This window comes from Pseudomonas sp. FG35, assembly GCF_057809295.1.
This window is the reverse complement of record NZ_JBMDJR010000004.1, coordinates 136,467-162,381: the sequence shown is the minus strand read 5'-3', so window position 1 is coordinate 162,381 and position 25,915 is coordinate 136,467. Positions and strand designations below refer to the sequence as shown.

Below are 25,915 nucleotides of genomic sequence, written 5' to 3'. Positions count from 1 at the left end.
CTCGGTGCGATTACAAAAGCGACAGCGGGTAGTCGACGATCAGACGGAACTCTTTGGTATCGCCTTCACCTTCGTCGGCGTTAGCGAAGTGCCAGGCTTGGCGAATACGGAAGGACAGGTCTTTGGCCGGGCCAGACTGAACTACGTATTTGGCTTCGAAGTTGGTTTCGTTGTGTTTGCCATCTTCGCCATACAGACCAGCGTAGGCGCTGCCTGCTGGAGTGTGGGTACCGTCGATGTCCCAGCCTTTAACGTAGCGGGTCATGAAGCTCAGACCTGGAACGCCGTACTCGGCCATTTTGATGTCGTAACGGATCTGGGCAGACTTCTCGCCCGGGGCGTTGAAGTCAGAGTACTGGATGGAGTTGGCGAGGAAGATCGAGTCGCCGCCACGGTTGTTCTTGCCCACGCCGATGTAGTCGAACGGAGTGTCGCCGTTGACCTTCTGGAAGGCCAGGGTGATGGTGTGCGCTTTCAGGAACGAGAGAGCGGTGGCCAGGGAGAACGCGGTGTTGCTGATGTCACCGGCTTTCGCGCTACCGGTGTCGGTGGTGCGATAGATGTTGAAGTCGGTGTTCAGCGAAGTGTCACCACCAAATGGAGTGGTCAGGTTCACGTTGGCGTAGTACTGGTTCCAGATGTCTTCCAGTTTGGCGCCGTAGAGCGATGCGCTCAGGTTTTCGGTGATGCCGTACTTGCCACCGAAGTAGTCGATGGTGTTGGCTTCAACACCAGCGTAGGTCGCGTACAGACCACCTTCACGGGCGTTGCGGTCCTGGCTGGTTGCCGAGTAGAAGTGACCGGCTTCGAGGTCAAGGTCTTTGATCTCGCTGCTCTGCAGTTGGAAACCGCTGGCAGTTTGCGGAAGGATACGGGAGCCGCCGACAGCGAACACCGGAGCGGTGCTAGGCTGCATGTCACCGATTTTCAGCTCGGTTTTCGATACGCGGAACTTGATGGCAGCGCCGGCTTTGCCTTGGCTGTCGTCAGGGTCGCGGGAACCGTTTGCATTGAACTCGTTGCTGCGGCTCATGTTGCCGGAGCCGCTGGTGCCGGCACCGCCGTCCAGTTTGATGGCCAGGTAGCCGAACGCATCAACGCCGACGCCAACAGTACCTTGGGTGTAACCGGAGCTGAAGTTGCCCCAGATACCCTGGGTCCAGTCTTTTACGTCACGGGCACCGTCTTTGTTGTCACGGTTGAAGTAATAGTTGCGAATCAGCAAATCAGCTTTCGCGCCTTCAACGAAGCCTTTGGCTTCTGCCTGGTCACTTACGAACGGTGCGGCCGTAGCCATCTGAGTACTGGCGGCTGCTGCAACTGCCAGTGCGATCATGCTCCACTTCATCACGCGCATCGTGATTTGCTCCTTTGGTTTTAGAAGAGTACTGCCGTCCCACCTGTTTTATTATCTGGGCGGCTCTTTCTTTTTGTGTCGGCGCAAACTTATATCACGCCGACCATGTTGGCGATACTTGCGCATTCAACCTTTCAGCTTCTTTACGAGCGTGTCGCAATCGGCTTGGTAGATGTCGCAAATTTACAGTCCAAATGCAATGGGACTGACAACTTCAGCGCTGTTTTACAGGGCTTGAGCATCGGTAAAAAAGAGTCCCTTGGCAAAACGCTTGAATCTCCATCGGGCAACCCTGCCACTGTTTTTATTGGGCTCAAGGCATCCACTTCTTGTGATGCGCTTATAGTCCATATGGGTATGAATGCAACAAGCGTGCACAAACCGCTGAATTGTTCCGGTTTTTTTCAGAGCGCTCGTCTGACGCTGTAAAAACCTCATAAAACCGGGGGCTTCGAGGGCCTGTCAGTCAGGCTTGACGCCATCCTTCGCATGGTGTTGCTCCGTGAGTTTTGCTACGCGACAACCAAAAACGTTACCGGTTCACCCCGTCAGTGAGTATTCGGCGGATGCCCGACGCACTGAGCGTAGACGCACTGTGCGGTTTTGGTGCAAAAAATTTCAATGGCTGTACTGAATTCATACAGTTGGGTCGCTGGATGAACGTAGAGGCTCAGGTGTCAGGCGGTCATATTGCTCGGTTCGTTCGCGCTCCCGGTTCCGTTCTGGTGCGCATGAGTCATAAATGTCACATCCCGGGGCGTGGAGGAATTCTTGCCGCAACCCTGTTCGCCGTGAAGGTCGCTCCAATCGCAGGTATGCTGCCGTCCAGTCGCTTGGTGCACTGCTTTCAAAGCAGGGCGCTAAGCTGTAAACAGGTCATTTCGCCGGGAGTGCGCGCAGTGTTTGCTTTAGATTCACGACTTCAACAGGACACGCTGACCATCGGCGATTTCCCGCTGTGCCGACTGCTGTTGTCCAATGACGCCAACTACCCGTGGTTCATCCTGGTGCCACGCCGCGACGATATCAGCGAGTTGTTTCAGTTGGATGTCGCCGACCAGCAGCGCCTGTGGCAGGAAACCACCGCATTGGCCGAGGTGCTAAAGGATTCCTTCGACGCCGACAAGATGAATGTGGCGACCCTGGGTAACGTGGTCAGCCAGTTGCATATGCATGTGATCGTGCGTAAGCGGGACGACGCCGCCTGGCCGGCGCCGGTCTGGGGCAAGCACCCCGCCAAGCCTTACAGCGCCGAGCAAGTGGCCGCGATCCGCGAGCGCCTGCGCCTGGTGCTGGACGAAGATTTCACCTTTCTGGAGGGCTGAGTCATGAGCCTCGAACAACGTGTTACCGAGCTGGAAAGTCGTCTGGCATTTCAGGACGACACCATTCAGGCATTGAACGATGTGCTGGTGGAGCAGCAGCGAGTGGTCGAGCGTCTGCAATTGCAGATGGCAGCCGTACTCAAGCGCCAGGAAGAGATGGTGGGGCAGTTCGGTTCTTTTGAAGAAGACGCACCGCCGCCACACTATTGAGAAGTGCGCGGGCATGCTCCCGTTAAAACGCATTCATTAAAAAACCGCGAACAGCCAGGCTTTTCGCGGTTTTTTATTGCGGGACGTGGATCAGCGGCGCGGCAGGGCGGCGATCACGTCTTCGGCCTGCAGGCCCTTGTCACGGTTCATCACCGAGAACTCCACACGCTGGCCTTCGACCAGAACGCGGTGGCCTTCGCCACGGATGGCGCGAAAGTGCACGAAAATATCATCGCCGGAATCCCGGGAGATAAAGCCGAAGCCCTTGGAGGTGTTGAACCACTTGACGGTGCCGGTATCGCGGTTGCTCATGTCGTAGCTTTGCGTAGCGGCGGCCGGTGAAGATTTATAGAAGCTGACCGCCAGGTGCAGAACCACGGCGACCAGTGCGATCACCAGGCTGAACAGCACGGCTGGCTGGCCGGCGATGACAGGCATCGGCGCGATCAGGGTCAGGGTTTGCAGGACGACAGTCAGGACCAGCAGGGCGCTGACCAGATTTTGCAGATGCTGGCGCGGACCTTTGTTCCAGTAAGGGATGACTGGCGCAAGGATCAGGTTCAGCAGGCCGAAAAAGGCCAGGTAAAGTGCATCGGGTTGTTGCAGGTAAGGTACCGCTTCGGACTTCAGGCTGGGTATGAAGGACAGCAGCAAGGCTGCTGCGCCCATTAGCAGGTGGACGATTTTCAACATTTTTATTGACTCACGTTATGACGGCTCACAAGGAAGAGCTGAAGGCGCACGGTTCGCTTCGGAACAATAAGAGGCGTTGGACACGTGCACGACATCAGCCTATGCGCAGGCCCGGAAAACGGGGCGTAGCGACACACTGCCTATTTAACAGCAAAGCCTGCAGCTACTCAAATTACCCCGGCCAGTGGCAGGTACCGGACGATTTGTCGCGTCTATCGGGTTCATACGGGGGCTGCGGGGCAGGGGTGGCCTTGCTACAGTGAACCGACATCTGCTGGATGAATTCAATCGCCGTTAGGGGGTAAGCATGGCAATCGATATCGGTATCAGTGAAGAAGACCGCAAATCCATCGTCGAAGGGCTCTCGCGCCTGCTGTCGGACACCTACGTGTTGTATCTGAAGACCCACAACTTCCACTGGAACGTCACCGGACCGATGTTCCGGACCCTGCATTTGATGTTCGAGGAGCAATACAACGAACTGGCCCTGGCAGTGGACTCGATCGCCGAACGCATCCGGGCGCTGGGGTTTCCGGCGCCGGGCGCGTACGCGACCTACGCGCGCCTGTCTTCCATTAAAGAGGAGGAGGGCGTGCCGAGTGCCGAGGACATGATCAAGCAATTGGTCGAGGGTCAGGAAGCGGTCACCCGCACGGCGCGGGGGATTTTCCCTCTGCTGGACAAGGTCAGTGACGAACCGACCGCCGACCTGCTGACCCAGCGCATGCAGGTTCATGAGAAAACCGCGTGGATGTTGCGCGCGCTGCTCGAGGCTTGATGACGGAAAGCGCACGGATCCTTCGCTCGTGCGCTTTTCTCTTTTTTTCCGGAAAAATCATTCGCGACGGTAGGAAACAAGGAATACGCCCCACCGCTCCACGATCCTCCGTATCGCGTTGGCTTATCCTACGTGGATGGTCAAAAAGTCATCTGGATCTGCCTTTGCACCTGCGCTTTTAATGAGGTCACAGGAAATCGCCTTGATCACAGGCGCAGGAATGACAAAGGAGTGTCAGCGATATGGAAGGTGGAGACAGGCGAGGCGGCATTGCCGTCGGTTTGCAGCAGGACAAGTTCGGGGAGCCGTTTCTCGGCGGGTTCGACATGGCGTTGATCCGGCCGCTGTCCCGATCGGTACGCTTGAACGGTTTCGCGACCTGCATGCGGCTGGAGCAGGTTTACTGGAACATTCTGGGCCGGATGGCCGAGGACAATTGCTGTTCGGTCGGCACGCTGTTGTCCCGTGTCGATCGTGAAGTGCACCTGCGCCATGGCGGGGTGAAAAACTTTAGCGGTCTGGTGCGGGTGGTATGTGTGGTGCATGGCCTGCGGGATTCTCCGGGTATGCACGACGCGGGTTGTCACTGACGAGACGGCCTGTGCAGTCTTCCGGCTGCACAGGCCGCATTTAATGGATATAATCCCGCCCTTTCGCCGCACAGCCCTGCGCGTGCTGGCAATCTGATTGCCGAGACAACCCCATGCCGATGTACGATTACCAATGTGCTTCCTGTGGTCATCAGTTGGAAGCCATTCAAAAGATCAGCGACGCACCACTGGTCGATTGCCCTGCCTGCCAGGCGCCGGAACTCAAGAAGCAACTGTCGATGCCGGGCTTTCGCCTCAGCGGCAGCGGCTGGTACGAAACCGATTTCAAGACCGGCGCGAAGAAGAATCTGGCCGGTGGCGACAAATCTGACTAGGGTTCAAACCCAGGTCGAACGACACGCGCGAGTTTCCACAGGTTGCACAGTGCTTGAGTGCAGCGGGATCTCCACCGAATTTCGAATTACGAGAAGCGAACCACTACCATGATGCGCAGCCATTATTGCGGCCAACTGAACGAAAGCCTGGAAGGCCAGGAAATTACCCTTTGCGGATGGGTTCACCGTCGTCGCGACCACGGCGGGGTGATTTTCCTCGATATCCGTGATCGTGACGGTCTGGCCCAGGTAGTGTTCGATCCGGATCGCGCCGAGAGCTTCGCCGCCGCCGATCGCGTGCGCAGCGAATACGTCGTGAAGATCACCGGCAAGGTGCGTCTGCGTCCGGCCGGTGCCACCAACGCCAATATGGCGTCGGGCATGATCGAAGTGCTGGGCTACGAACTGGAAGTGCTGAACGAGTCGGAAACCCCGCCGTTCCCGCTGAACGAGTTCTCCGACGTCGGCGAAGAAACCCGCCTGCGTTATCGCTTCCTGGACCTGCGTCGTCCGGAGATGGCCGAGAAGCTGCGTCTGCGCTCGCGTATGACCACCAGTATCCGTCGCTATCTGGACGAGAACGGCTTCCTCGACGTCGAAACGCCGATCCTGACCCGTGCCACTCCGGAAGGCGCGCGCGACTACCTCGTACCGAGCCGTACCCACGCCGGCTCGTTCTTCGCGCTGCCGCAATCGCCACAGCTGTTCAAGCAACTGCTGATGGTCGCCGGCTTCGACCGTTACTACCAGATCGCCAAGTGCTTCCGCGACGAAGACCTGCGTGCCGACCGCCAGCCTGAGTTCACTCAGATCGACATCGAGACCAGCTTCCTCGACGAAAAAGACATCATGGGCCTGACCGAAGGCATGATCCGCAACCTGTTCAAGGAAGTGCTGGATCTGGAATTCGGCGAATTCCCGCACATGACATTCGAAGAAGCCATGCGCCGTTACGGTTCCGACAAGCCGGATCTGCGTAACCCGCTGGAGCTGGTCGACGTGGCCGATCAGCTGAAAGAAGTGGATTTCAAGGTCTTCAGCGGCCCTGCCAACGATCCGAAATGCCGTATCGCCGCACTGCGCGTTCCAGGCGGGGCGAGCATGCCGCGCAAGCAGATCGACGACTACACCAAGTTCGTCGGCATCTACGGTGCCAAGGGTCTGGCGTACATCAAGGTCAACGAGCGTGCTGCCGGTGTTGAAGGTCTGCAATCGCCGATCGTGAAAAACATCCCGGAAGCCAACCTGAACGTGATCCTCGACCGCGTTGGCGCAGTCGACGGCGACATCGTGTTCTTCGGCGCCGACAAGGCCAAGATCGTCAGCGAAGCCCTGGGCGCGCTGCGTATCAAGCTCGGTCACGACCTGAAGCTGCTGACCTGCGAATGGGCTCCGATGTGGGTTGTCGACTTCCCGATGTTCGAAGAGAACGACGACGGCAGCTTCTCCGCGCTGCACCACCCGTTCACCGCACCGAAGTGCTCGCCGGAAGAGCTGGAAGCCAACCCGGCCGGCGCTCTGTCCCGTGCCTACGACATGGTGCTGAACGGCACCGAACTGGGTGGCGGTTCGATCCGTATCCACCGTAAAGAGATGCAACAGGCGGTGTTCCGTCTGCTGGGCATCAACGAAGCGGAACAGGAAGAGAAGTTCGGCTTCCTGCTCGACGCCCTGAAATACGGCGCACCGCCACACGGTGGTCTGGCCTTCGGTCTGGACCGTCTGGTGATGCTGATGACTGGCGCCCAGTCGATCCGTGAAGTGATCGCCTTCCCGAAAACCCAGAGTGCTGCCGACGTGATGACGCAGGCGCCGGGTGTCGTGGACGCGAAGGCATTGCGCGAACTGCACATTCGTTTGCGCGAAACGCCGAAGGCTGAGTAAGACGGGCCTGAAGGCGCATCTTCGGATGCGCCTTTTTTCTTTCTGCAGTGATTGAAAACAAGATTTTTTTGCTGGCCGATGCACCTGCATGGCGGGCATTGTTCAAGAGAATTCGGAGCGAGTTATGGCAGGTCATTCCAAGTGGGCGAACATCAAGCACCGCAAAGAACGCCAGGATGCCAAGAGAGGCAAGATCTTCACCAAGTGGATCCGCGAACTGACCGTTGCGGCCCGTCAGGGTGGCGGTGATCCGGGCTCCAACCCGCGTCTGCGTCTGGCGCTGGACAAGGCGCTGGGCGCCAACATGAGTCGCGACATCATCGACCGTGCCGTGGCCCGTGGCGCCGGTGCGACGGAAGCCGACAACGTTGAAGAACTGACCTATGAAGGTTACGGCCCAGGCGGCGTGGCGGTGATGGTCGAGTGCATGACCGATAACCGCAACCGCACCGCAGCAGCTGTTCGCCACGCGTTCAGCAAGTGTGGCGGCAACCTCGGTACCGACGGTTCGGTAGCCTACCTGTTCGAACGCAAGGGCCAGATCAGCTTTGCCCCGGGCGTGGACGAAGACGCGCTGACGGAAGCGGCGCTGGAAGCCGATGCCGACGACGTGGTCAGTCACGAAGATGGCTCGATCGACGTGTTCACCTCGTTCACCAGCTTCTACGCGGTACGCAATGCCCTGGAAGCCGCAGGTTTCAAGGGTGATGACGCGGAAATCGTCATGCAGCCGACCACCAGCGCCGAACTGGATCTGGAGGGTGCCGAGAAGGTGCTCAAGCTGATCGACATGCTGGAAGACCTGGACGACGTGCAGAACGTCTACTCCAACGCGGACATTCCGGAAGACGTGGCCGCTCAGCTCGGTTAAGAGCGACTAGGCTCAATGTGGGAGCTGGCTTGCCAGCGATGGCGTCGGCACATCAGCTAATGATGGTGCCTGACACACCGTCATCGCTGGCAAGCCAGCTCCCACATTTGTTTTTTGTGTTTTTTCGAACCAGCAGGCTTATGACTTTAATTCTTGGTATCGACCCCGGTTCGCGCATTACCGGTTACGGCATTGTTCGCGATACCGGACGCGGCGGTTGCATCTACGTCGCCTCGGGTTGTATCCGCACTGGTGCCGGCGAGCTGCATGAGCGGTTGCAGATTGTCTACCGCGGCGTGCGGGAAATCATCCAGACCTACGGCCCGGTCACCATGGGCATCGAAAAGGTGTTCATGGCGAAAAACGCTGATTCGGCGCTCAAGCTCGGGCAGGCCCGTGGGGCCGCTATCGTTGCCGGCGCCGAAGAAAGCCTGGAGATCGCCGAGTACACGGCCACTCAGGTCAAGCAGGCTGTGGTGGGAACCGGTGCTGCCAATAAAGAGCAGGTGCAGATGATGGTCATGCACATGCTCAAGCTGACCAGCAAACCGCAAATCGACGCATCGGATGCCCTGGCGATTGCCATTTGTCACGCCCACACCCGCTCCAGTCTGTTACCGCACGGCTTGGGAACGGCACGCAGTCGTGGCGGGCGCCTGCGTCTCTGATAGCATCAGCAGTCATTTTTACGGAATGTGGATTTCGTGCCTGGGTTGTCGGCCGTGAATCCATGCTCTGTCGGTCGCCAGCCCACGGCTGGCCAACGCTCAAGGATCTGAAACGTGATTGGACGCTTGCGCGGTACTCTGGCTGAGAAACAGCCGCCGCACCTGATTCTGGATGTAAACGGCCTCGGGTATGAGCTGGAAGTGCCCATGACCACCCTTTATCGTCTGCCGTCGGTCGGTGAACCGCTGACCTTGCACACCCATTTGGTCGTACGCGAAGACGCACAGTTACTCTATGGTTTTGCCGGCAAGCGTGAGCGAGACTTTTTTCGCGAGTTGATCCGTCTCAACGGTGTAGGGCCGAAACTGGCCCTGGCCTTGATGTCGAGTCTGGAAGTCGACGAACTGATCCGCTGCGTACAGTCCCAGGACACCTCGGCGCTGACTAAGGTGCCGGGCGTGGGCAAGAAAACCGCCGAGCGTCTGCTGGTCGAGCTCAAGGATCGCTTCAAGGCCTGGGAAACGTCGCCGGCCATGTTCGCGCTGGTGCCGAACCAGCCGGACGGCCCGGCGCCAGTCAATACGGCCGAGAACGATGCGGTCAGCGCGCTGATTTCCCTGGGCTACAAGCCACAGGAAGCGAGCAAGGCGATTTCCGCGATCAAAGAGAAAGGCCTGAGCAGCGAAGACATGATTCGACGCGCCCTGAAGGGAATGATTTAAGTGATTGAAGCTGATCGTCTGATCGCCGCCACGCACAGTCCGCGTGAGCGCGAAGAAGTCCAGGATCGGGCGATACGTCCCGTCAGCCTGGCCGAGTACATCGGCCAGCCGACCGTTCGCGAGCAGATGGAACTGTTTATCCAGGCCGCCCGTGGCCGTAGCGAATCCCTCGACCACACCCTGATCTTCGGTCCGCCGGGGCTGGGTAAAACTACCTTGGCGAACATCATTGCTCAGGAAATGGGTGTGTCGATCAAGAGCACTTCCGGCCCGGTGCTGGAACGTCCGGGTGATCTGGCGGCGCTGTTGACCAATCTTGAGCCGCACGACGTGCTGTTCATCGATGAAATCCATCGTCTGTCGCCGATCGTCGAAGAAGTGCTGTACCCGGCCATGGAAGATTTCCAGCTCGACATCATGATCGGTGAAGGTCCGGCGGCGCGTTCGATCAAACTTGATCTGCCACCGTTCACCCTGGTTGGCGCGACGACGCGGGCGGGCATGCTGACCAACCCGTTGCGCGACCGTTTCGGCATCGTCCAGCGTCTCGAGTTCTACAGCACCGCTGACCTGGCGACGATTGTCAGCCGTTCGGCGAATATCCTCGGCTTGCCGCTGGATCCGGAAGGGTCTTTCGAGATTGCCCGTCGTGCACGTGGCACGCCGCGGATCGCCAACCGACTGCTGCGTCGGGTGCGGGATTTCGCCGAAGTCCGGGCCAAGGGCCACATCACCAAATCCGTCGCAGATCTGGCGTTGAACCTGCTGGATGTCGACGAGCATGGTTTCGATCATCAGGACCGGCGTCTGCTGTTGACCATGATCGAGAAGTTTGACGGCGGCCCGGTAGGCATTGACAGTCTGGCGGCGGCGATCAGCGAAGAGCGCCACACCATTGAAGACGTGCTCGAGCCGTACCTGATTCAGCAGGGCTACATCATGCGTACGCCGCGGGGCAGGGTGGTTACCCGTCACGCGTACCTGCATTTTGGTTTAAACATTCCGACACGAATGGGCGAGATGCCCGTGGTAGACGAGTTTCTCGATGCCGTGGACGATTGATACACATTTATTGTCGATTTATTCAGCGTTTGTACTGTCACAGGACGGTACTTTTGCGGTAAAGCCTTCCAACAATGAAAAACAGTTGCCTGGCCGGATTGGCAACCCGAGGAGTAAGCACTAGAGTATGCGCGCGCAAAACGGGCTTGAGCCGTTCGCACATCGTTGTCGCGTTTATTACGAGGACACCGATGCGGGCGGCATCGTGTATTACGTTAATTACCTCAAGTTTATGGAACGGGCTCGAACCGAGCGGCTCCGGGAGCTGGGCTTTGCCCAGTCGGCGCTGGCAGGGGAGGACCTGTTGTTCGTCGTGCATTCCAGCGAAGCGCGTTATCACGCGCCGGCGCGACTGGATGACGAGCTTCTGGTAAGCGCTGATGTAATCGAATTGAACCGTGCCAGCCTGCGCTTTCGACAGCAGGTCAGGCGGGCAACGGATAATGTGCTGCTCTGCGAAGGGCAGTTTCTGGTGGCCTGTGTGCGCACTAACAGTTTGAAACCCCGGGCCCTTCCCGAAGACCTGCGTGCGGCCTTTGCCGACGCGGTCGGCACGGGTACACACTCAAAGCAGGAGATAAAGCGTGGAAGCTAACGTCGTCGACCATTCCTCCATGTGGAGCCTGGTCAGCAATGCCAGCATCGTGGTGCAGTTGGTAATGTTGACTCTGGTGGCCGCATCGGTGACCTCATGGATCATGATCTTTCAGCGCAGCAATCTGATACGCGCCGGTCGACGTGCCCTCGAGAGCTTCGAGGAGCGATTCTGGTCGGGTATCGACCTGTCCAAACTCTACCGTCAGGCTGGCAGCAATCCGGATCCGGATTCCGGCGTCGAGCAGATCTTCCGTGCCGGCTTCAAGGAGTTCTCCCGTCTGCGTCAGCAGCCAGGCGTCGATCCTGAAGCGGTGATGGAAGGCGTGGCCCGTGCCATGCGCGTCGCCATCTCCCGTGAGGAAGAGAAACTCGAGCAGAGCCTGCCGTTCCTCGCCACCGTAGGTTCCGTCAGCCCGTACATCGGTCTGTTCGGTACCGTCTGGGGGATCATGAACTCCTTCCGTGGTCTGGCCAGCGCCCAGCAGGCCACTCTGGCCACCGTCGCACCCGGCATCGCCGAAGCCCTGATCGCCACCGCGATCGGTCTGTTCGCCGCGATCCCGGCCGTTATTGCTTACAACCGTTTCTCTGCCCGCAGCGAAACCTTGCTGAGCCGCTACTACACCTTCGCCGATGAGTTCCAGGCGATCCTGCACCGCAAAGTGCACACCAGCGAAGAATAAGCAGGTATTTCCCGATGGCTTTAATCACTCGAGCCCGACACAAGCGCAAGCCGGTCGCCGAGATGAACGTAGTGCCTTACATCGACGTGATGCTGGTGCTGCTGGTCATCTTCATGGTGACTGCGCCGATGCTCAATCAGGGCGTGAAAGTGGATCTGCCCAAGGTTTCCAGCGAAGCCTTGCCGCAGGACAACAACACCCAGGTGCTGACCATTTCGATCAAGTCGGACAAGACCTACTACTGGAACCTTGGCAGCGAAGTCGACACCGAGAAGCAGCAGGACCGGGCCATGACCCTGCCACAGATGACCGACGCGGTGACCAAGATCATTCGCGCCGGCACTGAAGGCGGCAAGCGTACCCAGGTCTTCATCCGTGGCGACAAGTCCGTCGATTATGGCTCCGTCATGGGCGCCATGGGCGGGTTGCAGAAAGCCGGGGTCGGTAACGTTGGCTTGATCACCGAGGCGCCCTGATGCAGCAACAGCGAGAGCCGTCCGCCTCGGAAAGCTACTTCTGGCCCAGTGTCTGGGCGATTGGCTTGCACGTGCTGGTGTTCGGCATGCTGTTCGTCAGTTTCGCCCTGACTCCGGAGTTGCCGCCGGCCAAGCCGATTGTCCAGGCGACCCTGTACCAGCTGAAATCGAAAAGTCAGGCAACCACCCAGACCAATCAGAAGATTGCGGGTGAGGCGAAGAAATCCGCCGCGCGCCAGACCGAAGTCGAGCAGATGGAGCAGAAAAAGGTCGAGCAGGAAGCGGTGAAGGCTGCGGAACAAAAGAAAGAAGAAGCGGCTCAAAAGGCCGAGGAAGCCAAGAAGGCCGATGAGGCGAAGAAAGCGGACGAGGCGAAGAAGGCTGATGAAGCCAAGAAAGCCGACGACGCGAAGAAAGCCGCCGAAGCCAAGAAGGCAGAAGAGAAACAATTGGCTGATATAGCCAAGAAGAAAGCCGAAGAAGAAGCCAAGAAGGCTGCTGAAGAAGAGGCCAAGAAAGCGGCCGCTGAAGAAGCCAAGAAGAAGATCGTCGAAGACGCGAAGAAGAAAGCCGCCGAAGACGCCAAGAAGAAAGCTGAAGCTGAAGAGGCGAAGAAGAAAGTCGCCGAAGACGCGAAGAAGAAAGCTGCTGCCGATGCTGCGAAGAAGAAAGCGCAGGAAGCGGCACGTAAATCCGCCGAAGACAAAAAGGCTCAGGCCCTGGCAGATTTGCTTTCCGACACGCCGCAGCGCCAGCAGGCCTTGGCCGATGAGCAGGGCGATGAAGTCGCGGGCAGTTTCGATGACCTGATTCGTGCGCGGGCAGCGGAAGGCTGGGCACGTCCACCTTCGGCACGCAAAGGCATGACGGTTGTGCTGCAGATCGGCATGTTGCCGGACGGTACGGTGACTTCGGTCAGCGTGGCCAAGTCCAGTGGCGACGGTCCGTTCGATGCGTCGGCAGTGGCAGCGGTCAAGAATATTGGACGTTTGACGGAAATGCAGGGAATGAAGCCGAGCGATTTCGCTCCGTATCGTTCATTCAAGATGACATTCACACCTGAGGATCTAGCCTTGTGAGAAACCTTCTTCGAGGAATGCTGGTCGTGATCTGCTGCATGGCAGGGATCGCGATGGCGGATGAAAAGAACATTCTGGTCACCAGCGGCAGCGATCGGGCAACGCCGATCGCCGTCGTACCGTTCGGTTTCCAGGGCGGTGCCGTCCTGCCGGATGACATGGCTGAAATCATTGGTAACGATTTGCGCAACTCGGGCTATTACTCGCCGATTCCAAAGCAAAACATGATCAGCCAGCCAAGCCAGCCGAGCGAAATCATCTTCCGTGACTGGAAGGCGGTGGGCGCGCAATACATGATGGTCGGCAGCATCGTGCCGGCCGGCGGCCGTCTGCAGGTGCAGTGGGCTCTATTCAACGTCGCCACCGAACAGAAAGTGGCTGACGGCAGTGTGTCCGGTACCACCGAACAGCTGCGTGACATGGCGCACTACATCTCGGACCAGTCGTTCGAAAAACTGACCGGCATCAAAGGTGCATTCTCGACTCGCCTGCTGTACGTCACAGCCGAGCGTTTCTCCGAGAAGAACACCCGTTACACCCTGCAGCGTTCGGACTATGACGGCGCCCGCGCCGTGACCCTGCTGCAATCGCGCGAGCCGATCCTGTCGCCGCGTTTTGCACCGGACGGCAAGCGTATCGCCTACGTGTCGTTCGAACAGAAGCGTCCGCGCATCTTCATGCAGAACATCGACACCGGTCGCCGTGAGCAGATCACCAACTTCGAAGGCCTGAACGGCGCGCCTGCCTGGTCGCCGGACGGCAATCGCCTGGCGTTCGTACTGTCGAAAGACGGTAACCCTGACATCTACGTGATGAACCTCGGTTCGCGTCAGATCACTCGCGTGACTGCAGGTCCTGGCATCAACACCGAACCGTACTGGGGCAAGGATGGCTCGACCATCTACTTCACCTCCGACCGTGGCGGCAAACCGCAGATCTACAAGACCAGCGCTGGTGGCGGCGGTGCCGAGCGTGTGACGTTCGTGGGCAACTACAACGCCAACCCGAAGCTTTCGGCGGATGAAAAGACCCTGGTGATGATCCATCGTCAGGACGGTTTCACCAATTTCAAAGTGGCGGCTCAGGATTTGCAGCGCGGAAGTGTAAAAATCCTCACTGATAGCACTCTGGACGAGTCGCCTACTGTTGCGCCCAACGGCACCATGGTAATCTACGCCACCCGCCAGCAGGGCCGGGGAGTCTTGATGCTCGTGTCCATTAATGGACGCGTGAGGCTCCCGCTTCCTACCGCTCAAGGCGAAGTCAGAGAACCGTCCTGGTCCCCTTACCTGAACTGACGCGGCGCTTTACGTTTTACTTAACACACTGGGGTTCATTAGGAGTTTCACGATGGAAATGCTGAAGTTTGGTAAATTTGCTGCGCTGGCTCTGGCCATGGCTGTAGCTGTAGGTTGCTCGTCCAAAGGCGGCGACAACGCCGGTGAAGGCGCTGTTGATCCAAACGCTGGTTACGGCGCAAACACTGGTGCAGTTGACGGTTCCCTGAGCGAAGAAGCTGCTCTGCGCGCAATCACCACCTTCTACTTCGAATACGACAGCTCGGACCTGAAGCCAGAAGCCATGCGCGCTCTGGACGTTCACGCCAAAGACCTGAAAGCAAACGGCGCTCGCGTTGTTCTGGAAGGCAACACCGACGAACGTGGTACTCGTGAGTACAACATGGCACTGGGCGAGCGTCGTGCGAAAGCCGTTCAGCGCTACCTGGTACTGCAAGGTGTTTCCCCAGCTCAGCTGGAACTGGTTTCCTACGGCGAAGAGCGTCCAGTTGCTACCGGCAACGACGAGCAGTCCTGGGCTCAAAACCGTCGCGTCGAACTGCGTAAGTAATTCGATATGCGAACGTGCCGTCGTGCTGTAACTGTTCTGGCTCTCAGCCTCGCGCCGCTTGCGGCGTGGGCTGCGGTTCCTGTGGTCGATGACAACTCCGGTTATAACAATAGCGGGAGCAGTTATCCGCCTGCAGGTTACGGTACGAACGGCGCCTATGCCGGGGGAGCGGCTTCGGCCCCTGCCTCGGCACAAGGCATGCTGTTCAACCAACTGCAACAAATGCAGGATCAACTGTCGCGCCAGCAAGGCGTGATCGAAGAACTGCAGAACCAAGTTTCGCGCATGAAGCAGGAATCCCTGGAGCGATACCAGGATCTTGATCGGCGCATAGGATCCGGCGTTGCACCTGCCGCGACTCCCGAGAATTCTTCTGCCGGTGGCGATGCAAGTGCTGCTGCCGGTGCCGCCGCTGGAGCCGGGGCTGCTGCGGCCGCCCAGGCACCTGCCGCAGGTGGCGAACCGGCTGATCCGGCCAAGGAAAAGCTGTATTACGATGCAGCTTTCGACCTGATCAAGGCCAAGGATTTCGACAAGGCCAGCCAAGCGTTTGCCGCTTTCCTGCGTAAATACCCGAACAGCCAATACGCGGGCAACGCCCAGTACTGGCTGGGTGAAGTGAACCTGGCCAAAGGCGATCTGCAAGGTGCAGGTCAGGCTTTCGCCAAGGTTTCACAGCTGTATCCCAAGCACGCCAAAGTGCCGGATTCGCTGTACAAGCTGGCTGATGTAGAGCGTCGCCTCGGTCATACCGACAAGGTCAAAGGCATTCTGCAGCAGGTGGTGGCCCAATATCCGGGCACGTCCGCCGCTCAGTTGGCCCAGCGCGATCTGCAACGCATGTAACAGCTTTGACCCGTTTGGAAGAAACCCGCGCTTGTCGCGGGTTTTTTCGTTAGAATTCACGCCCTTTTATGAAACACGCTTCTGGTGATCTACGCGTTGGCGGGGTTGCCTGAAGTGCCTGACGGAGGCGGACAGCCTGTTTAGCTGTTACGCCCGTGGCGACTATGCAAGACACATTGAGAATTACCGAAGTTTTCTACTCGTTGCAGGGGGAAACGCGGACTGCCGGGCTGCCCACTGTTTTTGTGCGCCTGACCGGTTGCCCATTGCGTTGCCAATACTGCGACAGCGCCTACGCGTTCAGCGGTGGCACGATCCGTACCCTCGACGACATCCTCGAGCAAGTGGCCGGCTTTCGCCCGCGCTACGTCTGTGTCACGGGCGGTGAGCCGCTGGCACAGCCCAATGCCATCCCTTTGCTCAAACGGTTGTGCGATGCCGGCTACGAAGTCTCGCTGGAAACCAGCGGCGCCCTCGACATCTCGGCGGTCGATCCACGGGTCAGTAGGGTGGTCGACCTGAAGACGCCTGACTCCAAAGAAGCCCATCGCAACCGTTACGAGAACATCGATCTGCTGACGCCCAACGATCAGGTGAAGTTTGTCATCTGCTCGCGGGAGGACTATGACTGGGCGGTATCGAAGCTGATCCAGTACGGTCTTGAGCGACGTGCAGGTGAAGTGCTGTTTTCCCCAAGTCACCACGACCTGAACGCTCGGGATCTGGCGGACTGGGTGGTGGCGGATAACCTGCCAGTGCGCCTGCAACTGCAGCTGCATAAATATCTATGGAATGATGAGCCGGGGCGCTGAGATGACTGAACAACTGAACACTAGCCAAAAACGTGCGGTAATCCTGCTGTCGGGTGGTCTGGACTCGGCTACGGTGGTGGCCATGGCCCGCGCTGAAGGCTACGCCTGCTACACCATGAGTTTCGATTACGGTCAGCGTTCCCACGCCGAACTGCATGCCGCTGCGCGCGTTGCCCGCGATCTGGGTGTGGTCGAGCACAAGGTGATCGGCCTGAACCTGAACGGCATGGGCGGCTCGGCCCTGACCGACACCAGCATCGACATCCCGGAAGAGCTGGGCGAAGGCATCCCGGTGACTTACGTGCCGGCACGCAACACGGTATTCCTGTCGCTGGCTCTCGGCTGGGCTGAAGTGCTCGGCGCCCGTGACATCTTTATCGGCGTCAACGCAGTGGATTACTCCGGTTACCCGGATTGCCGTCCCGAGTTCATCGAGTCGTTCGAGCGCATGGCCAATCTGGCGACCAAGGCTGGCGTCGAAGGTAATGGTTTCCGCATCCAGGCACCGCTGCAGAACTTGAGCAAGGCGCAGATCGTCCAGGCGGGCGTGAAGCTTGGCGTTGATTACGGGCTGACCGTTTCCTGCTATCAGGCTGACGATGACGGCCGTGCTTGCGGTAAATGCGACAGCTGCCGACTGCGTGCAGAAGGCTTCGCGGCGGCCGGAATCAGCGACCCGACACGTTATTTTTGATTTTTTTCAAATTAGGTGTTGAATAGTCCTTAAAAATCAGTATTATACGCGCCACCACACAGCGGGTCGTTAGCTCAGTTGGTAGAGCAGTTGGCTTTTAACCAATTGGTCGTAGGTTCGAATCCCACACGACCCACCATATTTGGCGGTTTAGAAAATCCGGAAGGCCCACTAAAGTGAGGATTTCCGGGTTTTTTTTTGCCTGTGATTCGGGCATCTCTCCCTTCGTTTCTTCCTGCCGTGACGCAGGTCAGAATCATCTTTTGTATCAACGGGATATTCTGTAGCCTTGCGCAGCTTCAATGCTGTCCGTGCCTGATAATACTCACTCTCCCGGCGGTACCCTCAAGCGGTCCGGAGCCGGGTGTATACTCGACTTTCGCGCGAATGCGCCTGCAGGTCTTGCGAACATGACGCAGATTTCCGAACGCCTTCTGGTACAAGCCCACCTCGACGCCAAACAGCCCAAACCGCTGACGGCCGAGGAAGAGGCTTATTACCGTTCCGCCATCGCCGCCGAGCTCAAGGCTCAGGACGCGGTGCTGGTTGCCCACTTTTATTGCGATCCGATCATCCAGGCCCTCGCCGAAGAGACCGGCGGTTGCGTTTCCGATTCACTGGAAATGGCCCGCTTCGGCAACGCCCATCCGGCCAAGACCGTGGTGGTCGCCGGCGTGAAATTCATGGGCGAGACCGCGAAGATTCTCAACCCTGAAAAGCGCGTGCTGATGCCGACCCTGGAAGCGACCTGCTCGCTGGATCTGGGTTGCCCGGTGGACGAGTTCTCGGCGTTCTGCGATCAACATCCGGAGCGCACCGTGGTGGTGTATGCCAACACCTCGGCCGCCGTCAAAGCCCGGGCCGACTGGGTGGTGACATCGAGCTGCGCGCTGGAGATCGTCGAAAGCCTGATGGACAACGGCGAAACCATCATCTGGGGGCCGGACAAGCACCTGGGCACCTACATCCAGCGTCAGACCGGCGCCGACATGCTGCTCTGGGATGGTGCCTGCATCGTTCACGAGGAATTCAAGTCCAAGCAGCTGGAAGACATGAAAGCGCTGTACCCGGACGCCGCCATTCTGGTGCATCCGGAGTCGCCGACCTCGGTGATCGAGTTGGCGGACGCTGTCGGTTCCACCAGTCAGTTGATTGCCGCCGCTCAATCGCTGCCGAACAAGACTTTGATCGTCGCTACCGACCGCGGCATCTTCTACAAGATGCAGCAGCTGTGCCCGGACAAGGTCTTCATCGAAGCGCCAACCGCCGGTAACGGCGCGGCATGCCGCAGTTGCGCACATTGCCCGTGGATGGCCATGAACACCCTTGAGCGCACGCTCAAGTGCCTGAAGGAAGGTTCGAACGAGATCTTTGTCGACCCGGCTCTCATTCCTCAAGCGATCCGCCCGCTCAAGCGCATGCTCGACTTCACTCAAGCCGCGCGGATGAAACTGGCCGGCAACGCCTGACCTTGCGACGCAAACAAAAACGCCCCGATTGGATCGGGGCGTTTTTGCATCTGGAGGATTATTTGGCTTTCTTCGGAATTCGCACAAGCTGCGTGTCGGAGTAGATGTCATGCCAGGCGCGTTTCTGTTTGTCGAACAGTGACCAGAAGAACCCCAGGCCCAGGCAGAGCCACGATGCAATCGACACCATGAACCGCAGCAACGCCTGCCACAGGCTGATTGCAGTGCCATCAGCGTTCTGCACGCGAATGCCCCAGACCTGCATGCCCAGCGTCTGCCCGGCGTGAGTCCAGAACTTGGCGAAGAAACCAAACAGCACCAGCAGCAGCACCGTGGAGTAGAGAGGATCGCCATCCAGCTGCCCGGCGTCGGTCAGAACCCGCAGACGCTCCTCACCGATGATCGCGGCCTGGATCATCTTGTAGACGCCACCGGTCACGATCAGCAGGGCGGTGCACAGCAGAAAGTCATAGAACATCGCTGCCAGACGACGGCCTAGGCCGACGGCGGGGAAATTGCCCTGGGGCGTGAGCAGGTGTTTCGACATGGCAGCCTCTGGACGGAAAGTGAAGCGCCATTTTACGGATTTGCGCCCACAAAAAAGCCCCTGATATCAATATCAGGGGCTTTTTCGTTACAGAAAATCAGGCTTCTGCGATGACTTCGTCAGCTTGCATGCCTTTCTGGCCTTGCACTGCAACGAAGGTCACTTTCTGGCCTTCTTTCAGGCTCTTGAAGCCGTTGCCCTGAATGGCGCGGAAATGCACGAACAGATCCGGACCGCTTTCTGGAGTGATAAAACCAAAACCTTTCTCGTCGTTAAACCACTTGACGGTACCGCTCTGACGTTGGGACATTTCTTATTTCCTTTGACGCAAAAATTGATGACAGTCTCTTCCTCATGAAAGAGTACTGGGGCTGGTTGCAGGAGAGTAAGAAGACGTCGAACGGGATGTAGCTAACTTGTAGGCTACTGCCCAGGTCACGATTCCAAGCTGACCCATGCAAACACAGTGGACAAACTCTACGCCAACTACGGGAGGAAAAACAAGCCCCGCGAAGGCCCCGGTTTTCCTGCCCTTGCCGGCACTTAGTCGATTCACTAGTCCGGCTTATACGATTAGCTTGTTCAATTGTTTTCGAACGTTATAAGCCAAGTTCATATTCGAATCGAATGTAAACAGAGTGCACTGTTTTATGGCGATTGCGTTACACATTAGTGCACGCATAACGCAATCGCGTTACTTATAGAAACAGTCAATCAACCGCGATAGTAGCGTTGTGGAACAAATGGCATTTTGCTTACAAGCAATGGCACCTTTTTCCCACGGACAATCGCCCAGACTGGCGTATCGAGTGCGACGTAGGCGCTGTCCAGGTAACCCATGGCCAACGGGCCACCCAGGGTCGGGCCGAAACCGCCACTGCACACGCTGCCGATGATCTCGCCCGCTTCGTTGACGATCTCTGCACCTTCTCGGACCGGCGTACGCTCTTGCGGCAGCAGGCCGACGCGTTTGCGCGACACGCCGTTTTGCTGTTGAGCGAAGACTTGCTCCGCACCCGGGAAACCACCGGCGCGCGCACCATCGGCACGCCGAGGTTTGGAGATTGCCCACAGCAGGCTGGCTTCGATCGGGGTGGTCTCGGTGTTCATGTCGTGGCCGTACAGGCACAGGCCGGCTTCCAGGCGCAGCGAGTCACGGGCGCCGAGGCCGATGGCGGCGACTTCCGGTTCGGCCAGCAGGGCGCGGGCGAGTTTTTCCGCGTCGACTGCCGGAACCGAGATTTCGAAACCGTCTTCACCGGTGTAGCCCGAACGGCTGACAAAGCAGTCAACGCCCAGCAGCTTCACGCGAGTGAATTGCATGAAAGTCATTTTCGCCACTTCCGGTGCCAGGCGTGCCAGCACGGTCACGGCGGCGGGGCCTTGCAGGGCGAGCAGGGCGCGTTCTTCGAACAGTTGCTCGATCTTGCACTGGTCGCCGATGTGTTTTTGCAGATGGGCCAGATCCTGGTCCTTGCACGCGGCGTTGACCACCAGGAACAGCTCGTCGTTGCCGAGATTGGCGACCATCAGGTCATCGAGAATACCGCCGGTTTCGTTGGTGAACATCGCGTAGCGCTGCATGCCCACCGGCAGATCGATGATGTCCACCGGCACCAGGGTTTCCAGGGCTTTGGCGGCATTGGCGCCGGTCAGGCGGATCTGGCCCATGTGCGAGACATCGAACAGCCCGGCCTGCTCACGGGTGTGCTGGTGTTCTTTCATCACGCCCAGCGGGTATTGCACCGGCATGTCGTAGCCGGCGAACGGCACCATGCGGGCGCCGAGTTCGAGGTGCAGAGCGTGCAGCGGGGTTTTCGACAGTTGTTCGGTGGACATGCGTGACTCCTTGATTCACACCAACCCTCTCCCGGAGGGAGAGGGGGCCAGTTTTGTGTTCTCTCCCAAAGGGAGAGCGAGTTTATGGCGCGATCAGCACTCGATAATGTTGACCGCCAGACCGCCACGGGCGGTCTCCTTGTATTTGCTTTTCATGTCGGCGCCGGTCTGGCGCATGGTGCGGATGACCTTGTCGAGGGAGACGAAGTGCTGCCCGTCTCCGCGCATGGCCATGCGCACGGCGTTGATCGCCTTGACCGAACCCATGGCGTTGCGCTCGATGCACGGCACCTGCACCAGCCCGCCAATCGGATCGCAGGTCAGGCCGAGGTTGTGTTCCATGCCGATTTCAGCGGCGTTTTCGACTTGTTGCACGCTGCCGCCAAGGACTTCGCACAACGCGCCGGCCGCCATCGAACAGGCCACGCCGACCTCGCCCTGACAACCGACTTCGGCACCGGAGATCGAGGCGTTTTCCTTGTACAGAATGCCGATGGCCGCGGCGGTGAGCAGGAAGCGCACCACGCCGTCATCGTTCGCACCGGGAATGAAGCGCATGTAGTAATGCAGCACCGCAGGGATGATCCCCGCTGCGCCATTGGTTGGTGCCGTGACCACGCGCCCGCCGTTGGCGTTTTCTTCGTTGACGGCGAGGGCGTAGAGGTTGACCCAGTCCAGCACCGACAGCGGATCGCGCAGCGACGATTCCGGGTTCTTGCACAATTGCCGGTGCAACGCCGCCGCCCGCCGCTTGACCTTCAGACCGCCCGGCAGAATGCCTTCGTTGCGACAGCCGGCGGCCACACAGTCCTGCATCACTTGCCAGATTTTCAGCAGGCCGGCACGGGTTTCCGCCTCCGGGCGCCAGGCGCTTTCGTTGGCCAGCATCACCTGACTGATCGACAGACCATAGGTGGCGCAATGACCGAGCAAGTCCTTGGCACTCTTGAACGGGAAGGTCAGCGGGGTGGAGTCTTCGACGATGCGGTCGGCGCCGGCCGCATCTTCGTCGACCACAAAACCACCGCCGACCGAGTAGTACTCGCGGCTGCGGATTTGTAATCCCGCCGCATCGAAGGCGCGGAAGATCATGCCGTTGGGGTGATAGGCCAACGGCTTGCGGATCATGGCCAGGTGTTCTTTCTCGTTGAACGCAATGCTGTGTTCGCCGAGCAGGTTCAAGCGCCCGTTGCCACGAATCTCCGAGAGACGGGCGGCGACGGTTTCAGTATCCACGGTGTCCGGATGTTCACCTTCCAGGCCCAGCAGTACGGCCTTGTCGCTGCCGTGACCCTTGCCGGTGGCGCCGAGGGATCCATACAACTCGACCCTGACGCTGGCGGTGGCCGACAACAGGTTTTCCCGGCGCAGTCCTTCGACGAAGCGCGCGGCAGCGCGCATCGGGCCAACGGTGTGGGAGCTGGAGGGGCCGATGCCAATCTTGAACAGGTCGAACACGCTTAACGACATGGTTGTTCTCCGGTTTCTTGTTATAGGAATTGGCGGGATATCAGGCTTGATGCATTTCGTGTGGGAGCTGGCTTGCCAGCGATGGCGGAGTGTCAGGCAACAGGGATGGAGGCTGATTCGCCCTCATCGCTGGCAAGCCAGCTCCCACAGGGATTTTTGGTGTTGCTGAAATCGGGGCAAGTAAAACCTGCCCCTCATTCGTTTAAGCGTAGCTTTCGATCGACGGGCAGGCGCAGACCAGGTTGCGGTCGCCGAACACGTTGTCGACGCGACCGACCGGCGGCCAGTACTTGCCTTCGATCAACGACGCCACCGGGTATACCGCTTGTTCGCGGCTGTACGGGTGAGTCCACTCGCCGACCAGCTCTGCCGCCGTGTGCGGAGCGTTCTTCAGCGGGTTGTCGTCCTTGTCCAGGGTGCCGTTTTCCACCGCGCGAATTTCTTCGCGGATGCGGATCATGGCGTCGCAGAAGCGGTCCAGTTCTTCCTTGGATTCGCTTTCGGTCGGCTCGATCATCAGCGTGCCGGCCACCGGGAACGACATGGTCGGGGCGTGGAAGCCGAAGTCGATCAGACGCTTGGCGACGTCATCGACGCTGATGCCGCTGCTGTCTTTCAACGGGCGCAGATCCAGAATGCACTCGTGCGCCACCAGACCGTTGCTGCCGGTATACAGCACTGGGTAGTGCTCTTCCAGGCGACGGGAAATGTAGTTGGCATTGAGGATCGCCAGTTGCGAAGCGCGCTTCAGGCCTGCGCCACCCATCATGCGAATGTACATCCAGGTGATCGGCAGAATGCTCGCGCTGCCGAACGGTGCTGCGCAGACCGCGCCTTCCTTGCGTTCCATGTGGCCGTGGCCCGGCAGGAACGGGGTCAGGTGCGATTTCACGCCGATCGGGCCGACGCCCGGGCCGCCACCGCCGTGCGGAATGCAGAAAGTCTTGTGCAGGTTCAGGTGCGAGACGTCGCCGCCGAACTTGCCCGGTGCGCAGAGGCCGACCATCGCGTTCATGTTGGCGCCGTCGATGTACACCTGGCCGCCGTTGTCATGAATGATGCCGCAGATTTCGCGGATGCCTTCTTCGAACACGCCGTGGGTCGACGGGTAGGTGATCATCAGCGCCGCGAGGTGTTCGCGGTGCTCGATGGCCTTGGCGCGCAGGTCTTCGATGTCCACGTTGCCACGGGCGTCGCACGCGGTCACGACCACGCGCATGCCGGCCATGTTGGCGGTCGCCGGGTTGGTGCCGTGGGCGGACGACGGGATCAGGCAGATGTCGCGACGGTCTTCGCCACGGCTCTGGTGATAGGCGCGAATCGCCAGCAGACCTGCGTACTCACCCTGGGAACCAGCGTTCGGCTGCAGCGAGATCGAGTCGTAACCGGTTGCGGCGCAAAGCATCGCTTCCAGTTCGTCGGTCAGTTGCTGGTAACCGGCGCTTTGCTCGGCCGGGGCGAACGGGTGCAGGGCGCCGAATTCGGCCCAGGTCACCGGGATCATTTCGCTGGCGGCGTTGAGTTTCATGGTGCACGAGCCCAACGGGATCATGGTGCGATCCAGCGCCAGATCCTTGTCCGCCAGTTTGCGCAGGTAGCGCATCAGCTCGGTTTCCGAGTGATAGCGGTTGAACACCGGGTGGCTGAGGATCGGCGACTGACGAACCAGCGAAGCCGGAATCGTGCTTTGCGCGGCAGCGGCCAGCGCAGCGAAATCCGGCAGAGTCTTGCCGTCGGCGAACAGGCCCCACAGGGTTTCGATGTCGGCCTGGGTGGTGGTTTCGTCGACCGACAGGCCCAGACGCTGAGTGTCGATCACACGCAGGTTGATCTGTTGGGCGCGAGCCTTGTCGTGCAGCGCGGCGGTTTGCGCGCCGGTGGCGAGGGTCAGGGTGTCGAAGAAGCTCGCTTGCTCGACGTTCACGCCCAGTGCGCTCAGGCCCTTGGCCAGAATCGCGGTCAGGTGATGCACGCGGTTGGCGATCTGGGTCAGGCCTTTCGGGCCGTGATACACGGCGTACATGCTGGCGATGTTGGCCAGCAGCACTTGTGCGGTGCAGATGTTCGACGTGGCTTTCTCGCGGCGGATGTGTTGCTCGCGGGTCTGCATCGCCAGACGCAGGGCCGGCTTGCCGAAGCGGTCAACCGAAACACCGACCAGACGGCCCGGCATGTCGCGCTTGAACGCATCTTTGGTGGAGAAGTAAGCCGCGTGCGGGCCACCGAAGCCCAGCGGCACGCCGAAGCGTTGCGCGCTGCCGATGGCCACGTCTGCGCCGAATTCGCCCGGCGGAGTCAGCAGGGTCAGGGCCAGCAGGTCAGCGGCCACGGCGACCAGTGCGTTGGCAGCGTGGAAGCGTTCGGTCAGTTCGCGGTAGTCGAACACATCGCCGTTGCTGGCCGGGTATTGCAGCAGTGCGCCGAAGAACGGCGTCACGTCGGTCAGTTCGCGCTCATCGCCCACCACCACGTCGATGCCCAGTGGCTCGGCACGGGTGCGCAGCACGTCAAGAGTTTGCGGGTGGCTGTGGATCGAGGCGAAGAACTGGTGGCTGCCCTTGTTCTTGCTCAGGCGTTTGCAGAAGGTCATGGCTTCGGCAGCGGCGGTAGCTTCGTCGAGCAGGGAAGCGTTGGCGATCGGCAGGCCGGTGAGGTCGCTGATCAGGGTCTGGAAGTTCAGCAGCGCTTCGAGACGGCCCTGAGAAATTTCTGGCTGGTACGGAGTGTAAGCGGTGTACCAGGCCGGGTTTTCCAGCAGGTTGCGCAGGATCGGCGACGGCGTGTGGCAGTTGTAGTAACCCTGGCCGATGTAGGTCTTGAACAATTGATTCTTGCCGGCGATGCCTTTGATCATTGCCAGGGCATCGGCTTCGCTCAGGCCGTCGTCCAGACCGAGCACGCTGGTGCCCTTGATGCTTTCCGGGATGACGCTGGCGCTCAGGGCTTCGAGCGAGTCGAAGCCGAGGCTGTTGAGCATGGCTTGCTCGTCACCGGCGCGCGGGCCGATGTGACGGGCGATGAATTCGTTGGCAGTGCCGAGATTTACTTGGGTCATGTCA

At 59.3% G+C, this 25,915-nt stretch carries 27 protein-coding genes and 1 tRNA gene; 21 read left to right on the top strand and 7 right to left on the bottom strand.

The features are described from left to right. Window positions 1–10: 10 nt before the first annotated feature. Window positions 11–1,357 carry an OprD family porin gene (locus ACODTD_RS09880; protein WP_011335650.1) on the bottom strand — a complete coding sequence of 449 codons (1,347 nt, stop codon included), beginning with the start codon at window positions 1,355–1,357 and terminating at the stop codon, window positions 11–13. A gap of 899 nt (window positions 1,358–2,256) precedes the next feature. On the opposite strand from ACODTD_RS09880, the gene ACODTD_RS09875 reads away from it, so the two are divergent. Together ACODTD_RS09875 and ACODTD_RS09870 are read left to right on the top strand one after the other, a co-directional pair. Then, a complete protein-coding gene (locus ACODTD_RS09875; RefSeq protein ID WP_041475414.1) occupies window positions 2,257–2,682 on the top strand; it encodes an HIT family protein in 426 nt (141 codons plus the stop codon). Window positions 2,683–2,685: 3 nt separating this feature from the next. Then, window positions 2,686–2,892 (top strand): SlyX family protein, encoded by a 207-nt coding sequence (locus ACODTD_RS09870; protein WP_007951214.1) that lies wholly within the window; start codon window positions 2,686–2,688, stop codon window positions 2,890–2,892. 90 nt (window positions 2,893–2,982) lie between these two features. Here the strand turns inward: ACODTD_RS09870 and ACODTD_RS09865 are convergent, their stop codons facing one another. Next, entirely contained in the window at window positions 2,983–3,585 is a 603-nt protein-coding gene (locus ACODTD_RS09865) for a cold-shock protein (protein WP_011335647.1), read from the bottom strand. 307 nt (window positions 3,586–3,892) lie between these two features. Here ACODTD_RS09865 and ACODTD_RS09860 point away from each other — a divergent pair, with 307 nt between their 5' ends. The 19 genes from ACODTD_RS09860 to nadA all read left to right on the top strand — a co-directional run bounded on the left by ACODTD_RS09860 (window position 3,893) and on the right by nadA (window position 19,000). After that, window positions 3,893–4,363, top strand: a complete 471-nt coding sequence (locus ACODTD_RS09860) for a Dps family protein (RefSeq protein ID WP_007951212.1) — start codon at window positions 3,893–3,895, stop codon at window positions 4,361–4,363. Between the two features lie 242 nt (window positions 4,364–4,605). After that, window positions 4,606–4,953, top strand: a complete 348-nt coding sequence (locus ACODTD_RS09855) for a ribbon-helix-helix domain-containing protein (RefSeq protein WP_011335646.1) — start codon at window positions 4,606–4,608, stop codon at window positions 4,951–4,953. Between the two features lie 113 nt (window positions 4,954–5,066). Further along, the gene (locus tag ACODTD_RS09850) at window positions 5,067–5,288 is read left to right on the top strand and encodes an FmdB family zinc ribbon protein (RefSeq protein ID WP_007951210.1); all 222 of its coding nucleotides are present in this window, start codon (window positions 5,067–5,069) and stop codon (window positions 5,286–5,288) included. A gap of 108 nt (window positions 5,289–5,396) precedes the next feature. Next, window positions 5,397–7,172 (top strand): aspartate--tRNA ligase, encoded by a 1,776-nt coding sequence (gene aspS / locus ACODTD_RS09845; protein WP_011335645.1) that lies wholly within the window; start codon window positions 5,397–5,399, stop codon window positions 7,170–7,172. Window positions 7,173–7,296: 124 nt separating this feature from the next. After that, window positions 7,297–8,043: a YebC/PmpR family DNA-binding transcriptional regulator gene (locus tag ACODTD_RS09840; protein ID WP_003227527.1), complete on the top strand. Its 747-nt coding sequence runs from the start codon at window positions 7,297–7,299 to the stop codon at window positions 8,041–8,043. Window positions 8,044–8,183: 140 nt separating this feature from the next. Beyond that, entirely contained in the window at window positions 8,184–8,711 is a 528-nt protein-coding gene (gene ruvC / locus ACODTD_RS09835; protein WP_007951206.1) for a crossover junction endodeoxyribonuclease RuvC, read from the top strand. Window positions 8,712–8,825: 114 nt separating this feature from the next. Beyond that, window positions 8,826–9,434: a Holliday junction branch migration protein RuvA gene (gene ruvA, locus ACODTD_RS09830; RefSeq protein WP_007951205.1), complete on the top strand. Its 609-nt coding sequence runs from the start codon at window positions 8,826–8,828 to the stop codon at window positions 9,432–9,434. Continuing rightward, the gene (ruvB, locus tag ACODTD_RS09825) at window positions 9,435–10,496 is read left to right on the top strand and encodes a Holliday junction branch migration DNA helicase RuvB (RefSeq protein WP_011335643.1); all 1,062 of its coding nucleotides are present in this window, start codon (window positions 9,435–9,437) and stop codon (window positions 10,494–10,496) included. Window positions 10,497–10,623: 127 nt separating this feature from the next. Then, the gene (gene ybgC / locus ACODTD_RS09820; protein WP_007951203.1) at window positions 10,624–11,091 is read left to right on the top strand and encodes a tol-pal system-associated acyl-CoA thioesterase; all 468 of its coding nucleotides are present in this window, start codon (window positions 10,624–10,626) and stop codon (window positions 11,089–11,091) included. Continuing rightward, window positions 11,081–11,776 (top strand): protein TolQ, encoded by a 696-nt coding sequence (gene tolQ, locus ACODTD_RS09815; protein WP_039766018.1) that lies wholly within the window; start codon window positions 11,081–11,083, stop codon window positions 11,774–11,776. Before ybgC ends, tolQ begins: the two co-directional genes overlap by 11 nt. A 23-nt stretch (window positions 11,777–11,799) precedes the next feature. Continuing rightward, on the top strand, window positions 11,800–12,252 hold the full coding sequence (gene tolR, locus ACODTD_RS09810) for a protein TolR (RefSeq protein ID WP_162130475.1): 453 nt from the start codon (window positions 11,800–11,802) through the stop codon (window positions 12,250–12,252). After that, window positions 12,252–13,331 carry a cell envelope integrity protein TolA gene (gene tolA, locus ACODTD_RS09805; RefSeq protein ID WP_064383749.1) on the top strand — a complete coding sequence of 360 codons (1,080 nt, stop codon included), beginning with the start codon at window positions 12,252–12,254 and terminating at the stop codon, window positions 13,329–13,331. Before tolR ends, tolA begins: the two co-directional genes overlap by 1 nt. A 17-nt stretch (window positions 13,332–13,348) precedes the next feature. After that, window positions 13,349–14,629, top strand: a complete 1,281-nt coding sequence (gene tolB / locus ACODTD_RS09800; RefSeq protein ID WP_166742344.1) for a Tol-Pal system beta propeller repeat protein TolB — start codon at window positions 13,349–13,351, stop codon at window positions 14,627–14,629. Window positions 14,630–14,681: 52 nt separating this feature from the next. Next, window positions 14,682–15,179 (top strand): peptidoglycan-associated lipoprotein Pal, encoded by a 498-nt coding sequence (gene pal, locus ACODTD_RS09795; protein ID WP_003178634.1) that lies wholly within the window; start codon window positions 14,682–14,684, stop codon window positions 15,177–15,179. Between the two features lie 6 nt (window positions 15,180–15,185). Beyond that, window positions 15,186–16,025, top strand: coding sequence for a tol-pal system protein YbgF (ybgF, locus tag ACODTD_RS09790; RefSeq protein WP_011335639.1), 840 nt, complete (start codon window positions 15,186–15,188; stop codon window positions 16,023–16,025). Window positions 16,026–16,189: 164 nt separating this feature from the next. Further along, the gene (gene queE / locus ACODTD_RS09785) at window positions 16,190–16,837 is read left to right on the top strand and encodes a 7-carboxy-7-deazaguanine synthase QueE (RefSeq protein WP_011335638.1); all 648 of its coding nucleotides are present in this window, start codon (window positions 16,190–16,192) and stop codon (window positions 16,835–16,837) included. A 1-nt stretch (window position 16,838) separates the two neighbouring features. Then, on the top strand, window positions 16,839–17,531 hold the full coding sequence (gene queC, locus ACODTD_RS09780) for a 7-cyano-7-deazaguanine synthase QueC (RefSeq protein WP_011335637.1): 693 nt from the start codon (window positions 16,839–16,841) through the stop codon (window positions 17,529–17,531). A 63-nt stretch (window positions 17,532–17,594) separates the two neighbouring features. Further along, a tRNA-Lys gene (locus tag ACODTD_RS09775) sits at window positions 17,595–17,670 on the top strand. 271 nt (window positions 17,671–17,941) lie between these two features. Then, window positions 17,942–19,000, top strand: a complete 1,059-nt coding sequence (gene nadA, locus ACODTD_RS09770) for a quinolinate synthase NadA (RefSeq protein WP_039766022.1) — start codon at window positions 17,942–17,944, stop codon at window positions 18,998–19,000. A gap of 58 nt (window positions 19,001–19,058) precedes the next feature. Here nadA and ACODTD_RS09765 read toward each other — a convergent pair whose 3' ends face one another. The 5 genes from ACODTD_RS09765 to gcvP form a co-directional block, all read right to left on the bottom strand. After that, a complete protein-coding gene (locus ACODTD_RS09765; RefSeq protein ID WP_011335635.1) occupies window positions 19,059–19,547 on the bottom strand; it encodes an RDD family protein in 489 nt (162 codons plus the stop codon). A 97-nt stretch (window positions 19,548–19,644) separates the two neighbouring features. Further along, complete coding sequence (locus ACODTD_RS09760; RefSeq protein ID WP_011335634.1) at window positions 19,645–19,857, bottom strand: cold-shock protein; 213 nt, start codon at window positions 19,855–19,857, stop codon at window positions 19,645–19,647. Between the two features lie 404 nt (window positions 19,858–20,261). Then, window positions 20,262–21,386: a glycine cleavage system aminomethyltransferase GcvT gene (gene gcvT / locus ACODTD_RS09755; protein WP_011335633.1), complete on the bottom strand. Its 1,125-nt coding sequence runs from the start codon at window positions 21,384–21,386 to the stop codon at window positions 20,262–20,264. A 93-nt stretch (window positions 21,387–21,479) separates the two neighbouring features. Beyond that, entirely contained in the window at window positions 21,480–22,856 is a 1,377-nt protein-coding gene (locus ACODTD_RS09750; RefSeq protein ID WP_221615325.1) for an L-serine ammonia-lyase, read from the bottom strand. A 202-nt stretch (window positions 22,857–23,058) separates the two neighbouring features. After that, complete coding sequence (gcvP, locus tag ACODTD_RS09745; protein WP_489104790.1) at window positions 23,059–25,911, bottom strand: aminomethyl-transferring glycine dehydrogenase; 2,853 nt, start codon at window positions 25,909–25,911, stop codon at window positions 23,059–23,061. Between the last annotated feature and the right edge of the window lie 4 nt (window positions 25,912–25,915).

Excerpts from the sequence above, each read along its gene's own strand:
- ACODTD_RS09880 (WP_011335650.1), bottom strand. The coding sequence starts at position 1,357 with ATGCGCGTGATGAAGTGGAGCATGATCGCACTGGCAGTTGCAGCAGCC.
- ACODTD_RS09870 (WP_007951214.1), top strand. The coding sequence starts at position 2,686 with ATGAGCCTCGAACAACGTGTTACCGAGCTGGAAAGTCGTCTGGCATTT.
- ACODTD_RS09865 (WP_011335647.1), bottom strand. The coding sequence starts at position 3,585 with ATGTTGAAAATCGTCCACCTGCTAATGGGCGCAGCAGCCTTGCTGCTG.
- ACODTD_RS09860 (WP_007951212.1), top strand. The coding sequence starts at position 3,893 with ATGGCAATCGATATCGGTATCAGTGAAGAAGACCGCAAATCCATCGTC.
- ACODTD_RS09855 (WP_011335646.1), top strand. The coding sequence starts at position 4,606 with ATGGAAGGTGGAGACAGGCGAGGCGGCATTGCCGTCGGTTTGCAGCAG.
- ACODTD_RS09850 (WP_007951210.1), top strand. The coding sequence starts at position 5,067 with ATGCCGATGTACGATTACCAATGTGCTTCCTGTGGTCATCAGTTGGAA.
- aspS (WP_011335645.1), top strand. The coding sequence starts at position 5,397 with ATGATGCGCAGCCATTATTGCGGCCAACTGAACGAAAGCCTGGAAGGC.
- ACODTD_RS09840 (WP_003227527.1), top strand. The coding sequence starts at position 7,297 with ATGGCAGGTCATTCCAAGTGGGCGAACATCAAGCACCGCAAAGAACGC.
- ruvC (WP_007951206.1), top strand. The coding sequence starts at position 8,184 with ATGACTTTAATTCTTGGTATCGACCCCGGTTCGCGCATTACCGGTTAC.
- ybgC (WP_007951203.1), top strand. The coding sequence starts at position 10,624 with ATGCGCGCGCAAAACGGGCTTGAGCCGTTCGCACATCGTTGTCGCGTT.
- tolA (WP_064383749.1), top strand. The coding sequence starts at position 12,252 with ATGCAGCAACAGCGAGAGCCGTCCGCCTCGGAAAGCTACTTCTGGCCC.
- tolB (WP_166742344.1), top strand. The coding sequence starts at position 13,349 with ATGCTGGTCGTGATCTGCTGCATGGCAGGGATCGCGATGGCGGATGAA.
- pal (WP_003178634.1), top strand. The coding sequence starts at position 14,682 with ATGGAAATGCTGAAGTTTGGTAAATTTGCTGCGCTGGCTCTGGCCATG.
- ybgF (WP_011335639.1), top strand. The coding sequence starts at position 15,186 with ATGCGAACGTGCCGTCGTGCTGTAACTGTTCTGGCTCTCAGCCTCGCG.
- queE (WP_011335638.1), top strand. The coding sequence starts at position 16,190 with ATGCAAGACACATTGAGAATTACCGAAGTTTTCTACTCGTTGCAGGGG.
- queC (WP_011335637.1), top strand. The coding sequence starts at position 16,839 with ATGACTGAACAACTGAACACTAGCCAAAAACGTGCGGTAATCCTGCTG.
- nadA (WP_039766022.1), top strand. The coding sequence starts at position 17,942 with ATGACGCAGATTTCCGAACGCCTTCTGGTACAAGCCCACCTCGACGCC.
- ACODTD_RS09765 (WP_011335635.1), bottom strand. The coding sequence starts at position 19,547 with ATGTCGAAACACCTGCTCACGCCCCAGGGCAATTTCCCCGCCGTCGGC.
- ACODTD_RS09760 (WP_011335634.1), bottom strand. The coding sequence starts at position 19,857 with ATGTCCCAACGTCAGAGCGGTACCGTCAAGTGGTTTAACGACGAGAAA.
- gcvT (WP_011335633.1), bottom strand. The coding sequence starts at position 21,386 with ATGTCCACCGAACAACTGTCGAAAACCCCGCTGCACGCTCTGCACCTC.
- ACODTD_RS09750 (WP_221615325.1), bottom strand. The coding sequence starts at position 22,856 with ATGTCGTTAAGCGTGTTCGACCTGTTCAAGATTGGCATCGGCCCCTCC.
- gcvP (WP_489104790.1), bottom strand. The coding sequence starts at position 25,911 with ATGACCCAAGTAAATCTCGGCACTGCCAACGAATTCATCGCCCGTCAC.